Raw genomic sequence first — 15,172 nt, 5'->3', positions numbered from 1 at the left:
TTTTTCAATGATTTTGCCGCAGCCTTACTCAAAAATATCGCAGGTTTTCGGGTTTACTGTTCAAGGTTTAATATGGGAATATAACGTTAATAAAATATAAGGCTAAAGCCCTTACTACAAACAATATGACGACAATTAGCCCAAAGGTTGAGGTATCAAGAGAAGAGATTGCTGCGTTTTGCCAGCGCTGGCAAATTACTGAGTTTGCCCTATTTGGTTCTATCTTACGAGATGATTTTCGCCCCGATAGTGATGTCGATGTACTGGTCAGTTTTGCGCCGGAGGCTAAATGGAGTCTGTGGGACATCATTAAGATGAAAGAAGAACTGAAAACGAAGTTTAGTCGGGAGGTTGATTTCGTGGAAAAGGAGTGTTTACGTAATCCTTTCCGGCGTTATGAAATTCTAAGTACAAAACAGGTGATTTATGCAGCCCAATAGTCGCGAATCTGGTTATCTTTGGGATATGTTACAGGCAGCAATTCGCCTTCAAGAATTTACGGCTGGTTTATCTTATGAAGCTTATCTAGAGAGTATATTGCTTCAGAGTGCCGTTGAGCGACAGTTAGAGATTCTAGGCGAAGCGGCGAGACGAATGTCAGATGATTTCCGTCAAGCACATCCGGAAATCCCCTGGAGTGATATTATCGGACAACGGAATGTTATTGCCCATCAGTATGAAGAGATTAGGCAAGAACGAATTTGGTCTGTAGTGACGTCAGATATTCCCACGCTGATTACTCAATTAGAACCTTTGATACCACCCTTGCCACCGGAAATAGAATAGTCCTAAAATAGTCCTTATTCGCTAGGAAAATATGGCTCAATCATATCGGAGGACTATTACTTCCCCGATACTTATGATAGACGTTGCCAGCTTGGTGCTTCTCGGCGTCGGTTTGAAGATGCTCAAGTGTTACATGACCAAGGGCGTTGGACAGGTTCTATTTACTTGGGGGGCTATGTTATTGAATGCTCTCTCAAATCTCTTATTTGTGACAGGGAAGGAAAAACTAACTTTAAAGATACTCGTGTATTTAAACAGGGACTATCTGGTTCACAATTACATAGTCTGAGCAAGTTACTGGAAACTGTACCTGCATTACAACGTGCGATAGAATTAGACCGCACTAATCGTTATCGAGATGCCTGGAATACAGTTTCAGACATTTGGCGTAATGATTCCTTACGCTATTCAGATAAAATGGGAGATAAGCAGGAGAGTCAACGCTTTATCAAAGCTATTAAAGTATTGCATCGATTTATTTTAGATCAACAAGGGGAGACGTCATGACCCATTCAACTCAATTTTCTCAACAGATTGAAGACCATGTTATTAATTCTTTAAAATCTGAAGATCCCGATGCACAGGTAAAAATAAAGCCAACTTCACTAGGATGGCTGAAAATTAGAGTTATTACTCATTTGTTTGCAAACCATCCCTTAGAATGGCGCGAACAAAAAATTGATTCTTTTTTAGAGACTATTAATACTAACTTGGGTCAATACCCCATTGCTGGTTATGAGCTGTTAACCCCCCAAGAAGCAACAGAAAAACCTTCAGCTACTATCCAATTACCACTGTGGTCAGACCTCTTAATGGCTCCAGAATCTGACCAACCGATTCAGATTGATGAAGATAGTCCTAAGCGTCCCTTAGTTGTTACTTTTTACTCATTCAAGGGAGGTGTAGGACGTTCTACTGCTCTAGGCTTAGTCGCCAGTATATTGGCAAGGCGTAATCGTCGAGTTGTGATGGTCGATTTTGACCTAGAAGCCCCAGGTATTTCGATTATGTTCCGCTCAGATACAGAAACGTTCAATGAAGAAACCTACGGAGTCCTGGATTACTTGCACCAACGCTATTTGACTCCTGAGCAGAATATTCCCCCGATTGAGAGTTGTATCTATCCCATCAATTTACCCACTCGTGGTGAACTGTTTTTAGTGCCAGTGGGAGAGTATAATGAAAATTATATTCATCGGTTAGCTGATTTGGATCGACACAGGTTAGAAAAGTTCTATCAAGGTGAAACCAATCCAGTTAATCAGCTTATGGAAGATATCAAAACTCAGATAAATCCAGATGTAATTTTGATTGATGCACGTCCTGGATTTAATGATACCAGCGCGATCGCACTTTTTGATCTCGCTGATACGGGTATCCTTTGCTTTTCACCGACTGACCAGAGTTTTGAAGGATTACGCTGGGTTGTGAAAGGGGTGCGGAAACACCGTGACTATGAAGGAAAACCTGATCTTCGCTTTCTGCTTACGCCTATGCCTCTAGTTGCACCAGAACAGCGTCAAACTTGGCTCACTAGGGTTGAAGATTGGATTGAGGAAAATTGGGGTTTACCGAGTGAGACAACTGTTGGAGAACTTTACTACGAAATTCCCTATAATCCTAGTATTACAACTTTATCTAGTTTGATTGGTGTTCCCAGAAGTTTACTGAATGATTATTTACAAATTGCTGATGCTATTGATGCAAGTCTACCTGATATCAAGCCTGAACTAGAAAAAGATGAAACTTCAGAAAAACGTAAATCTATTTTAAAGCAATTAAGCTTCGATGCAGCAACCGCTCAAGAAATAGAAGCGGATAATATCCCAAATATATTTCACCGCACTGAAGATTTTCCCCGATTTTTAAGCAACAAAAACTGGTTAATTCGGGGGGCTAAGGGAACGGGAAAAAGTTTGCTGTTTCGTCTGTTTGTCGAACAATCACAAAAAGCGAAAGAATTAGCTCATTCCGAGGTTAATTTAAGTAATGTTAACTTTTTAGCCGCCCATGGTCAACCGAGATTACCTGGACCTATCCTAGAAAGTAATGATTTAGCGAGTTATGAGCAACAAGTGGGTGAGAATAGTTGGTCAATTTTTTGGCTAAACTATGCTCTGTTGCAACTGTGTTATTCTATACCAGAATTACGTTCACTCCCTGAATTAGATCAACAGTTAGTTGCATTAATTGATCAAGACAACCCTCCCCATTCTCCAATCGTTGAGTGGTTAGTCCATCGCACTCAATCTCCACAAGCTGGGTCGCAAGCGGCTGATGAACTACGGGCAATTGACCGCTGGTTGCAAGAGAATAAAGAGGTCGTATGGCTGCTTTATGATGAGTTAGATGCTGGTTTTGGTTCGACTCCAAAAGACTATGTTCGTCGAAAACAAGCACTTGGAGCGTTACTGGCTTGGTGGCTGGAGAGTGGGACAAGTCTCAGATGTATTGTCCCTAAAATATTTTTACGGGAAGATATTTGGAATCAACTTAACTTTACCAACAAAGGGCATTACACTGGGCGATCACTCCAACTCCGTTGGGATGAAGCTGATCTCTGGAGACTTGTGCTACGCCAAGCCTTAACCAGTTCTGCTACTCTTAGCCAATTTTTGGAGCAAAAATTGGGGGTAACAGTGGCACGACTAAATGCCATTGAGCTAGAACAACTTCGGACTAGCTTGTATCCTCTATGGGGTGAGCGGATGGGGCGGACGAAAAAAGCGTATACTTATAATTGGGTGCGGACTCGTATTGCTGACGGTCAAAAGAACTGTTTTCCGAGAAGTTTAGTGTTATTGTTACAAGAAGCAGTTAAACGGGAAAAAGATTTCTCGACAGAGTATAGTAAAGAGATAGTCTTGCGCCCCAAAGCTTTGATTGATTCTTTTCCCTATGTTTCCGAACAACGTGTTGATGAAGTCCGCAACGAGTATCCTGAACTTCAAGTCTATCTGGATAGATTACGAACTGAACGTTCTCCGATTGATGAAGAGAGACTAGCGGAAATTTGGAAAGTGGAGGATAACGAATTAACGGAAACTATCAGGGATATGATCGAAGCTGGTATTCTCACCGAACGTTCTCGTGCCAATGATCCGCCGCCTCGTGTCTATGCGGTTGCTGAACTGTACCTGTATGGATTGAATATGGTTCGCAAAGGACAGCGTTAGCATACCTTATTTCTAGATAAAGTTTAGGAGTTTGATGAAAGTTGCTATTTTTGAAGTGTGTCGTAGTCCGGAAATTAAAAAGAAGACTGAATCCTTAATCATATCCCACTTTTTTACCAAACAAGCGATAGATTACAAACTTTACAGTAATGATGGGATTTGGCAGGAAAAGACAATCCTTGACAAATATTCATTTAGATTGTACTTGAAAAAGCCGGATTTTAATATCGTTCACTTGGCTATGCATGGAACAAATGATGGCTTGATTTTGCAATGGTCTAATGCGAAGAATATTGGCGAACGGGTTCCAGAGGTTATATTAACCGATTTTGATATTAGCTTGATCAGAGAATGGCAGGGAAAAATAGTGGTTAGTGGTGCTTGTAGTTCCGCTCAACTAGCCGATTCTTTTTTAGCGGCGGGTGCAGCGGCTGTAATTGCCCCTCAATCTTCTATTCCTTGGACGAATTTAGGACTTTTTTTTAGCCTTTTCTACAAAAATTTATTTTCAGGTAAAGACTTAAGATTGGCGTTAGATTTAGCAGTTTGGCAGTTTCCAGAGTATGAAAGTTATTCGGTTGTGCGTTAGCTCCCGTTAAAGGTGCGTTACGCTTCGCTAACGCACCCTACAAATAGAGGCTTGGCGTAAGTCCTAAATCAATTATTTCTTCGGTAAAGGATTGATGCTTATAATACGGATAAGGTGGTGCGAGTTGGTGCAGGGGAAGGCGTATGCAATCAGAGGAACAGCAATGGGTTCAGGAATTTGTTGAACATGCGACGGAACATCTCTATCGAATTGAACAAGATTTGCTCCAGCTATCAGGTTCTAAAGACATAGAATTGGTGTATGGGCTATGCCGTGCAGTTCTGTCGATTCAAGCCCAGGCAGAAATGTTAGGTCTAGATAGTATTGATAGACTGGCTAATCGTTGGCATGAGCAACTTGAACTATTAAGAGATTATCCGATTAACTGCGACCAAACATTACAAAATCTCTTTTTTCAGCTATTCGATGCATTATCTCTATTCGTAAGTAAACTTAAGCAACCCTATGGACTTAAAGACGATGATGCTAATCAGGTTGTTTCAGGTACAGAGTCGATATTTAACCGTATTGATACTCATTTAAGGTTTCTGCTTAATCCCCCTGTCGCTTTTGCCGAAATCGAGCAAATATTTCCCCTGGAACGTGCAGTAAAACAAGCCGGGTTAGACTATGGTAAGGAGGTCAAGATAGGAATTGAGGGTAGGGACACATTAATTCCTAAAGTGGTCTTGGACACTTTACCGAAACTATTATCCCACTTAATCAACAACGCGATCGCGCACGGAATCGAGTCCCCCCAAGTGCGCCAAACTCTGGGCAAATCGCCAGTTGGTCAGATTGTCATGAGTGCTTTTCATCAGGATAACCAAACAATAATCACCTTTTCTGATGATGGCGCAGGAATTGATTTAGAACGGGTGAAGGCGAAGGCAATCAAAAAAGGGTTAATTACAATAACTCAAGCCCAGATTATTTCCCCAGAAGCCGTCTACGAACTCCTGTATCATCCTGATTTTAGCACTAAGGATGAGCGAGATTTGAGAGCCGGAACCGGGTTTGGTTTGGATATTGTTCGCACAGAACTTAATAAAATTGGCGGCTCGATTTCGACAACTTCTCTACCCGGAAAAGGAACAACGTTTAAAATTATTTATCCAAACGCCCTTGGCTAATCCCACGCTGATGCGAAATAATGCAGGTGCAAACTCTAATCATCCACGAGATTGTGATGACTGCATTTTTATTCATAACTGACTTAGATAACACTCTAGTTGGCGATGACGATGCCCTCAAGGAACTCAATCAACAGTTAGAGCAGCATCGCCAAGACTATGGGACTAAGATAGTCTATGCGACTGGGCGATCGCCTGCCCTCTACCGGAAACTGACTAGCGAAAAGTCCCTACTGTCACCGGATGCGCTGATTACCTCAGTTGGCACCGAAATTTGCTTCAATCCGCAGGAAAAAATCTTTGACCCAGAATGGGCGGATATGTTGGCACAGGGGTGGAACCGGGACGCAGTTGTGGCTATAGCTGCCCATTATTCTGACCTTTTGCTGCAACCTGAGACAGAACAGCGCCCGTTTAAAGTCAGTTATGTGTTGAGTGAAGAAATTTCCTCAGAGGTTTTGCCTCGTCTGGAATCCTCTTTAAAGGAAAAAGGATTAGATGTCAAGCTGATCTATAGTGGGGGTCAAGACTTAGATATTTTACCTTGTCAAGGGGATAAAGGTTTAGCGGTACAATTCCTGCGGCAAAAATGGGACATGGACGCCACAAAAACCGTTGTCTGTGGTGATTCTGGTAATGATATTGCCCTGTTTAGTGCTGGGGAAGAACGGGGTATTCTGGTGGGAAATGCTAAACCTGAACTGCGTCAATGGTATGAGGCGAACAAAAAAGATTACCATTATTTTGCTCAGGCAGATTATGCAGATGGTATATTAGAAGGTCTGCATCATTTGGGGTTTCTGGTTTAGGAATTGGGGATAGGAGAAGAGGGAACAGGGAAGATCGCCAACAGTGTAGAGACGCGCCATGGCGCGTCTCTACTGATGTAACGGTCAGTTTAAATTTGGATACTTATAATTAATGATTAGTTATCTCAAGGGAACAGTCGCGACGATTCAGAAAGGGAATGGGAATCGAGTTACTCTGATTCTAGAGGTTAACCAAATCGGGTATGAGGTGCAAATTACTCGACAGCTATCCCAAGAGGTTCAGATCGGATCAGAACAAGTAGTGCAAGTTTTTACTCACCTGCAAATCCGGGAAGACCAACAAATCCTCTATGGCTTCGCATCCGCCGCAGAACGGGATTTATTTCGCCAGTTGGTGAGTGTGAGTGGGATTGGCGCTCAATTAGCGATCGCACTTATCGATACCCTAGGACTACAGAATCTGGTTCAGGCGATTGTCACCGGGAATACTCGCACCTTAGCCAAAACTCCAGGAGTGGGTAGCAAAACCGCTGAACGCATCGCCTTGGAACTGAAAACCAAGTTATCTGAATGGCGAAAATTCGCGGGTGTGGAAACTCCAGCCAGTGCAACGGGACCCTCCCCCGCTATTTTAGAAGATGTGGAAATGACCCTACTAGCCCTAGGGTATGAAACCGCCGAAATTACCCAGGCGCTGAACGCGATTAGTCAGGATGCACTGCTGGCGAAAAACCCCAACGCCGAGGAATGGATTCGACGCGCGATCGCATGGTTGAGTCAGTAGCAGTGGGGGTGATCATCTCCGATTAACCTATCGCCGTTTGCCGACTTCTGAACCAGTTAATCACCAGTTTTTCCAGTTCAATCCAAACAAACATTAACGCACTAAACCCAAGACAAATTAAAAGTTCTTGAGGACTTAACCAGTGAGTGCCAAAGAAATCCCGTAGGGGAGCCACATAAATTAGCATTAATTGTAATGCCGTGGTCAAGGTGACAGCACTCAGAACATAAGGTGGTAAATACCATCGTTTTCCATTTCGGACAGCATTGATACCAATGTATAGCGCTTCGCGCTGGTCTAGTTACACTTTGTTTGTACGAACATCTCATCTAGACTCAGCTTCAGGTATGGGAGTTGTAAATACACCAGAGCGACTTGCTATAGTTCCAATAAACTAGATGATTTCCGCTCAATTTTTAACCTTTAGTAATACTGACAATATAAAAAGTATAAAAGCTACATCAATAGAAAAACAAACTATCAATCTTCTATCTAGCACTTTATTGCCTTGAACATCTGATATCTTTGGCTCAGAGAGCAGATACGATATTGTTACTTGGGAGTTAGGTTTCAAACGTTGATATAAGTTTTCGTTTATTTGCTTCTTTTTTGTATAAGTGGTGACATCTTCTCCAGATTCATTGATTTTATAGCGGTACTTTATAAAATAAGAATTGGGTGCTTTAAGCCCAATACTTTTGTCAAGTTCAATCACTGTGGCTTGAGTAGTGATCCCAGAATCGTGAATCTCTTTTGCTGTCTTCCATTCTATAAAAGTGAATATATTAAAGACTAACACAAAGATAATTATAGTAATGGGGAAAATTAACACTAAAGTCCATGTGATTATTTTGTCCATAAATCTAATTTAAAAGGTATAATTAAATTATCTTTTCAAGAATATAATTCGTTCTTGTTATGCTAACCTTTATTACTTGGTTTGGTCTGATTAGACTTAGATAGCAAGTCATCAAAACTAAATGATGGAATTTTACGTCCTTGACGCGCCCGTTCTATTGACTCTCGTGCATCTTTTCTATATTCTTGCTGTCTTTTGTCCTGTTCGTGAATATCATCTTCTGGGGTAGATAAAAAGCCCCTTAGTCCTTTGAGGAAAGCTAGAGATAGTTGATCATCATTTTCTTTAGCCTCTGCTAGCAATTGGTCAAGTTGGTCGGCAAACTTCCGCAAGTTATCTGACATTTCTTCGAGGTTTTGTTCAGAGTTAGTCGATAGATACCACTCCCGCAGTTGATTGGACAATTCCTCCAAATCTGCATCTACTTTGATTCCCTGCTTTTGCAGCCTTTGTTGCACAGTATGCATCTGTTCCCGGAGCTTTTCTAGTTGCTCTGAGTCTTGGGCAGTTGCGGTTTCTATCGTTACCTTGAGACTATCTAAGAGTTTGCTAAAGCTTTCTTGGGCTGCTTTAGGATTACTTTTTAGTACCTCTGGTGATATTCCTAAAAGGGAAGAGATGATCTTTAACCCTTCTTGAGTTTGAACGGAAGATGTACTGCTTTGTGACGGAGCTTTTTGTAAACCGACTTGAGTTGCGAAGGTTAGCAGACTAGTTATTGTACTTTTAGCCTGATCCATAGCTTGACTCATTTCGGCATAGAGATGAGTTTTCGCCTCCTCCTCCGAAATTTCAAAATCAGCTAATCTTGCTGAATCTACTTTCTTTTTCTCACCCCCAATGGTGTAGATGATAAAATCGCCACTAGGCAGTTCTTGAGTAACCGGAATTAAAAAATATCGAGTTCCATCAGAATCCGTACAAAGGTATTGTGTTTCTTTAATTTCCATATTTAGTATATTATATTAATTAACTGATTTAATTACTCTAGATATTTAACTGGGGAGTTGACCAGAGTATTGATTAATACTCTCAAATTCGCCATACACATCTTCTAGCCAGCCTTGAGAACGCCAACGACCTTCGCTGTTATCAGATGGTTCATATACCAACTCTAAATAACTACTTTCCTGTCCAGTAACAGCCAAACGATTATTTTGGCTAAAAAGAAAGAGAGATGCACTTACACAAGCTTTGCCCTCTATAGGTTCCATTCCTAACCTTCCCTCCCAGGCTATAGTCAAAGGACCACCAAGGGATCTAGCACTACGAATACAACAACAAAATGACTCCTCATCGACTATTGACTCTTCAATAGTCTTATCAATTATTTCAATTTGCTGTTGCAAGTAATCAGAAAGCTTACTGATCAAAAAAATAATGATTTCAGAAAAATCCTCTTTTGTTGAGTTGACTTTCATAGGGATTTGCCATAGCTTTTGTTCAATTGAATTGCTTTCTTTCATAATCAATCCTTAAAGCACCAAGGCTTTTTGATTTTCTCTTGTTAGTCTTTGTCTCAAGGCCAATCATCTAAGTTAAAGCGATCGGGATTAGGGTAGATCACTTCATTTGAACCCTCTACTTTGATTTCAACATAGCTGGAATCACCTGCCCATTTCTGGGGATCTACTGGTGTCGCATTGCCCTTACTGCTTACTGAACCATAAGCTGTGATCACTGAATTTTTCCTTCCGGCTTCTGTGATTACTATGCTACCATCTTTGTAGTATATGTCCACTTCTCTCCCATTTTTATTCCTTCCACTAAATATACGTTCAGGGTTATTTAAAATCTCAGCTTGAGTTTGATTGGATACGCCATGTTTAGACCTTGCATGTCCGGCTGTACCGCTGCCTTCAACAGGTTGTGCGCCTTTAATGTCTTTGGGATCTACAGGTTCTCGGAAATTATCAAAGCGCTTTCTTGATTCCTCTATCTGAGCTGTCCGCCTTCTAATATTAGCAAGCTCTTGCTCTAACTCTGCGGCTTGTTTGGCCTTAAGGTCTGGGTCAGGGATTGCTTCAACTTCATCGAGTTGAGATTTAAGGTGACTATTTTTAGGATCGGCAAGTTCGTTTGCATATTGCGTTCTGATTTCTCCACAGTCTGAACAACGAACAACGCGACCATCTTCTAAAACTTTGATTTCATGTCCATCAGCAGCTTTCTGTTTGGCAACCACACCAGGCTCAACTTGAGGCTCCCCTGTATGGCTACTACGTCCATTAGGTGTTTCATCTGTTTTAATTGTTTTAGTGGCTTGTTCTGTAGTTTCTCCCGTAGCTTCTTCAGTAACTTCTTTTGTAGTTTGCTCCGCTGTTTCTCCAGTTGCCTGTTTCGTCGCTTTTTCTGTAGTTTCCTCTGTGATATCCTTGGTAACTTGTTCTGTAGTCTCTTGGGTAACTTCTTTAACGGTTTGTTCCGTAGCTTCTTCCGTCACTTCTTTAGTGACTTGTTGAGTTACTTCTTCGGTAACCTCTTTGGTCACTTGCTCAGTAACTTCTTCAGCTACCTCTTTAGTCACTTGTGCAGATACTTCCTCTCCAACTTCCTTGGTAACTTGTTCAGTAACTTCTTGAGAAACTTCTTTAGTGACTTGCTCTGTGACCTCTTCGGTGACTTCTCTGGTAACTTGTTGTCCTACTTCCTTCGTCGTGGCTCCTCCAAGCCCAGTCTTGCTATAGAAGCCACCAAGGTAGGGTGCTAGGATCGTACCACCGAGATTACCAAGGAAGTTAACTCCAACGCTACCGTACATCGCCTGGAATGCTGTCTCCAAAGAGAACTCTTCACCACTCATTGCCCGTTTCAATGTATCAGTGAGGCCAGCACCAACTGTGTCAATAACAGTTCCGACAACAACTTCTGCCCCCATTGTGGCTGCTTTGGTGAGGACTTGATTAGTTATACCTTTAGCTAACAGTTGCTTACCAATAAAGCTGCTGGCGGCATTGCCAGCTCCTGCACCTGCAAGAGTAATGACACCAGCCACTGCTCCAAGTACAGCTTCTCTGAAGTAAACCTCTTTTGAAGAAATTTCTCCATCTACAGCATCGTGCAATAGTTGTTTTGTCACACCACCCGCAGCGCCGATAAGAGCGGCTAAACCAATCGTGGCTAATAAACCAATGCCTGTACTAGCCAGTGCAACTATCGCCGCGGTGACAACAATTGCGATCGCAATGTCAATGATAATCTTGACCCAGCCTTTCCACGCAGGCTGAACCTTATCCGCTGCCTTGTCAGCTTCCTCGGTAATCTTAGAATCAAGTTCGGAGAGGGAACTTCTCAGGTCAGTTTCGAGCTGAGTAACGCTGTTTTCTAACTCAGTTTTGAGATTTTCCCCTACTGTCTTGAACGCTTGGTCAACATCGTTAATTAATCCTTTAAGTTCCTCAACAACTCGATCGGCTGTTCCCCTGACAGTTTCAGTATGTTTATTTTGTAAGTCAGTGAAAACTTGGCTAGCGCTATCCGTAACTTGAGTTAGGCTAGTGCTGAAATCTCCTAGAACTTGCTCGGATAGCTCGCTCGTCTGCTGACCCACCTCATCTAAACTTTGGATAGCTTGCTGACTTTGTTCGAGTATGCCCTGAGAGGACTCGGTAATTCCTGTCTCAACTGTGTTTTGTGCCTCAGCAACTACATAGTTTAGCTGTTCTCTAGCATTGGCTAGAGTGGCTTTGAGAGCCTCTGGGTTAGGACATTCAACGCCACTTGCTTCACTAGCCATCTGCTGGAGTGTTGCTTCAACACTTGCAGCCGCTTCGCTAACCCCTTGCTGAAGCGCAGCAATGGATTGCTGTTCGGTTTGGTGAATTGCTAATTTCTGCTGTTCACCAACCTGGTTAACCTGCTCAAGCTGGGTTGTCTTCAGTTGATCCAGAGAAGCCAGTGTTTGGCTCAGAGCCTGTTCAACTGCCTGGGATTGACTCTGTAGGGTTTTATTAGCCGCTAAGAGGGACGAGCTTTCCGCTTGGTCGAGTTCCGTTAGTGCTGCTGTGTGTTTGGCTTCAATTTGAGCGCGAGTTTCCTCTATCTTGGTCTGAACACCTTCGAGAACACTCGACTTGTTAGCTATTAACTGGTCAGCCGACTCGTTTGCCTTGGTAACTAGCTCCTCATTATAAGCTTGCCCTACCTGTAGAGCCGCATCCTCTTTAGCCTTACGCCGATTTTTGTGGTAGTCCTCGCCATCCCAAAAATCATCCCAACCGCTAGTTTCTGGAAGGGGTTCTTGGCTGTACTGCTGACTTCTGGCTTGCCCTTTAGCAATTGCCTCGCCCCCCAAAGTTGTGCCTAAAGCACGGGCATTAATTTCTGCGGTAGCGAAGCAATTATTGACTGCCTCGACCATATCAGTCTGGAGCCGTGTTAAAGATTCAAGGGATGTGGTATGTTCTGTCTCAATTCGTTCACGAGCATCCGCCGTTGGCTGTTTGATGGCTGATTCTGTAGCTTTATACTGTGTTTTTAATTGATTTTGCGCCTCTGTTGCTTGAGTTTTCGCTTTTGCACGAGCTTGAGCAATAGCATTAGCGACAGTCGTCTGATTTTGTTGGATAGCCGCATCAATTGAAGCCTGAGCTTGAGTAGTTGCTTCCTGGATGCGTGGCTGAATGGTTTGACCCGCGTCTGTCACCTGAGACACACTGGTTGCACCATCGGACATAAATTGTGCTAAGGCAGCTTGTGATTCTTGCTGCTTACCTTCTTCAATTGCAGCAACACCACTGGCAGGAATCTGCTGAACTAACCCGCCGCCATTTTCATCTGTCTGAAACTGCTCCGGATTATTTGTCTGGAAAAGGACTACACCGTCACCAACCGAACCCAATACATTCTCTGCTCCTACAGTAGCACTGTTATCCTCCGTAGTTAAGAACATTGCTTTGGGTTGACTAGGAACAAAGTTTGGTTGTGCAGTGGGTAACTGTTCCACATTGGACTGAGCCGCCTCCATCTGGGTGCTGGTTTCGGCTACAGCACTTTCAGCTTGGGCAGTCTGGGCAACCTTTTCTGTTTGTTCTGTTTGCTGACTATCTAGATCTCCTTGAGTCGTATCCTCACCAGCAACCGTTTCTGGATTAGCTTCATTGTCTACAGCTACTGCTTCTGTAGACTCTTCAGTTGACTTGTTCTGTTGTGTCGCTTCTTCTTTTGCTGTATCAGCTTGAGCAATTTCACTATCCTTGCTACCTTGCGCTGGTTCGGTGACCTTGGCTCCAAGTTCAGTTTTAGCCTCCTCTACAGCCAGCTCGACTTCTTGAGCATCCGATCCTGTTGTAGTTTCAGATTCGGGTTTACTCTCTGTTTCAGGTTGTTCTTGTTCATTAAGAGCTTTTGATGGCTTCTCCTGTGATTTGTTAGAAGTATTTTTGTTATCGTTATGAGTATTAGTTGTGAGCGTTGATTTTGTCGAGGAAACTTCAGTAGTTTCCTCTTCACTAGGAACCTCTTCTGAAACTGAAGTATCCGGTTTATTATCTTCCTCTTGTTCTCCTTCTTTAACAGGTCTAAATTCTTCCGACGTTGTAACCTTTCGTGAAATTTTTTCCTCAGTGCTACTTTCTTGACGCTCAACTGTATGAGATGATGATTGATTCAATACGGGATTGACTGGATTCACAGGCGAATTAATCCGCTGTGATTTGAAGGTATTGAGTCGATTTAATCCGGGGTTAGAGGTAGGTTTTATTGGCTGGACAACCTGATTCGACAACCTGCCAAAGTTTACTTGTCTCTGAATGGAGGATGACGGTGTACCTGGAACGTTTATCGGAATTTCGAGGAAATTGTGATAATCTTCTGATTTTTCTTTCTCTTGATCTGGTATGTCAGGTGTTTCAGACTGGCGCTGAACGGTTTGAGGTTCACTCGATAATATCTCATCTTCTTCAGCATCTGGTATTTCTTGGTGTTGGATGGTTTCATCCAACTCCGGCGGCTCTTGTTTAGCTTCAGGTTCTAGTTTTTCCTCGTTTTCAACTAGCTGCTGTTGAATTGGATTTCCCGATTCCCCCAAGTCATCCTGTCTTTGTATAGATGATGGTGGTGTACTTGAAGCGTTGGCGAGGAGTTCTGATAAATTATGCTTCGGTTGTTCAACTTTAGCTTGGATATCAGGCTCTTCTTCTGGGTTTTCAATACTATCTACTTCTGATTCAGGTATTGCCTCAGCTTCGCTATCGGGCATTTCCTGACGCTGGATAGTTTCATCTTCTTCCTGCAGCTCTTGTTCAGCTTCTGGCTCAACTTTTTCCTCAGTTTCAACGGGCTGCTGTTGAATCGAATTGCCGAATTCCCCCAAGTTCCCTTGTCTTTGTATAGAGGATGGCGATTTACCCGGAGCGTTGATGGGGAGTTCTAGGAAATTACGAGCGGGTTGTTTCGCTTTCGCTTGGATTTCAGTTTCTTCTTCTGGATTCTCAACCTTGTTTACCTGGGGTTCAGCGATTTCCTCGGCTTCACTGTCGGATATTTCCTGACGCTCTCTAGTATCATCTGATGCGGAACCATCGGAGGCTGAAGCTAAAGAAATCTCGTCGCGCTCATTCGTCTCTTCTTGATCGTCTAAATCATCTAACCCATCTGCTTGAATATTTACAGCATCAGCGGCTGGCGTTGTCGGCTGATTTGTCACATCACCTGAGTTGGGCTGACTCGGAATCGCTTGGGTTGTTGTGGGATCTGGAGCTTTAATCGGAATGTTGAGGGAGTTATAACCCAACTGGGAGATTTGATCAGCTTGCTGTTTTAGCTGTAGTTTTTCCTTTGGCGATAAATTTGGTGATAAGGCTTTGACACGACGCCTCTGTATTTTGAAGGGATTCGGCACAGGTGTCGAATTGGGCTTTGAGAAGCCTTTTTTCCAGAGGTGTTCGTGAGAAGACATTGCCGAGTGCCTCAACGATAGCGGTGATTCTGCTGAAGAATTATTCTATTTTACCTGCTTAGTGCTGGAAATTGATTAAATTTTGATTAAAATTTAGGCAGCTAGCTAAATAAGTTTTGTTAAGGGGCGCGATCGCATGGTTGAGTCAGTAGCTGTGGGGGTGATCATCTCCGATTC

The 15,172-nt window shown here is 42.8% G+C and carries 12 protein-coding genes and 1 pseudogene; 8 read left to right on the top strand and 5 right to left on the bottom strand.

The window, feature by feature from the left end:
- Window positions 1-125: 125 nt before the first annotated feature.
- The 8 genes from RH949_RS08095 (at window position 126) to ruvA (ending at window position 7,238) form a co-directional block, all read left to right on the top strand.
- Window positions 126-440, top strand: a complete 315-nt coding sequence (locus tag RH949_RS08095; protein WP_446352490.1) for a nucleotidyltransferase family protein — start codon at window positions 126-128, stop codon at window positions 438-440.
- Window positions 427-786: a HepT-like ribonuclease domain-containing protein gene (locus tag RH949_RS08090; protein WP_006098805.1), complete on the top strand. Its 360-nt coding sequence runs from the start codon at window positions 427-429 to the stop codon at window positions 784-786. Before RH949_RS08095 ends, RH949_RS08090 begins: the two co-directional genes overlap by 14 nt.
- A 126-nt stretch (window positions 787-912) precedes the next feature.
- Entirely contained in the window at window positions 913-1,293 is a 381-nt protein-coding gene (locus tag RH949_RS08085) for a hypothetical protein (protein WP_446352489.1), read from the top strand.
- The gene (locus RH949_RS08080; RefSeq protein WP_446352488.1) at window positions 1,290-3,962 is read left to right on the top strand and encodes a P-loop ATPase, Sll1717 family; all 2,673 of its coding nucleotides are present in this window, start codon (window positions 1,290-1,292) and stop codon (window positions 3,960-3,962) included. The genes RH949_RS08085 and RH949_RS08080 overlap by 4 nt, the downstream gene beginning before the upstream one ends.
- Before the next feature lie 34 nt (window positions 3,963-3,996).
- Window positions 3,997-4,551, top strand: coding sequence for a CHAT domain-containing protein (locus RH949_RS08075; RefSeq protein WP_006098889.1), 555 nt, complete (start codon window positions 3,997-3,999; stop codon window positions 4,549-4,551).
- Between the two features lie 143 nt (window positions 4,552-4,694).
- Window positions 4,695-5,684 carry an ATP-binding protein gene (locus RH949_RS08070; protein WP_006098878.1) on the top strand — a complete coding sequence of 330 codons (990 nt, stop codon included), beginning with the start codon at window positions 4,695-4,697 and terminating at the stop codon, window positions 5,682-5,684.
- Window positions 5,685-5,740: 56 nt separating this feature from the next.
- Window positions 5,741-6,493: a sucrose-phosphate phosphatase gene (locus RH949_RS08065; protein WP_446352499.1), complete on the top strand. Its 753-nt coding sequence runs from the start codon at window positions 5,741-5,743 to the stop codon at window positions 6,491-6,493.
- Window positions 6,494-6,605: 112 nt separating this feature from the next.
- Window positions 6,606-7,238 carry a Holliday junction branch migration protein RuvA gene (gene ruvA, locus RH949_RS08060; protein WP_006098992.1) on the top strand — a complete coding sequence of 211 codons (633 nt, stop codon included), beginning with the start codon at window positions 6,606-6,608 and terminating at the stop codon, window positions 7,236-7,238.
- Between the two features lie 22 nt (window positions 7,239-7,260).
- On the opposite strand, the pseudogene RH949_RS08055 reads toward ruvA, so the two are convergent.
- The 5 genes and pseudogenes from RH949_RS08055 to RH949_RS08035 form a co-directional block, all read right to left on the bottom strand.
- Window positions 7,261-7,470: pseudogene (locus tag RH949_RS08055) on the bottom strand (cation transporting ATPase C-terminal domain-containing protein); the annotation flags it as partial.
- A gap of 177 nt (window positions 7,471-7,647) precedes the next feature.
- Window positions 7,648-8,097 carry a DUF3592 domain-containing protein gene (locus RH949_RS08050; RefSeq protein ID WP_044205074.1) on the bottom strand — a complete coding sequence of 150 codons (450 nt, stop codon included), beginning with the start codon at window positions 8,095-8,097 and terminating at the stop codon, window positions 7,648-7,650.
- 62 nt (window positions 8,098-8,159) lie between these two features.
- The gene (locus RH949_RS08045; protein WP_006098973.1) at window positions 8,160-9,047 is read right to left on the bottom strand and encodes a hypothetical protein; all 888 of its coding nucleotides are present in this window, start codon (window positions 9,045-9,047) and stop codon (window positions 8,160-8,162) included.
- 45 nt (window positions 9,048-9,092) lie between these two features.
- Window positions 9,093-9,563, bottom strand: a complete 471-nt coding sequence (locus tag RH949_RS08040; RefSeq protein ID WP_006098829.1) for a hypothetical protein — start codon at window positions 9,561-9,563, stop codon at window positions 9,093-9,095.
- Between the two features lie 53 nt (window positions 9,564-9,616).
- A complete protein-coding gene (locus RH949_RS08035) occupies window positions 9,617-14,995 on the bottom strand; it encodes a hypothetical protein (protein WP_446352487.1) in 5,379 nt (1,792 codons plus the stop codon).
- Window positions 14,996-15,172: the final 177 nt, after the last annotated feature.

Origin of the sequence: Coleofasciculus sp. A1-SPW-01, assembly GCF_040217205.1 — a bacterium.
GTDB classification, from domain to species: Bacteria; Cyanobacteriota; Cyanobacteriia; order Cyanobacteriales; family Coleofasciculaceae; genus Coleofasciculus; species Coleofasciculus chthonoplastes_A.
This window is presented reverse-complemented; position numbering and strand designations above follow the sequence as displayed.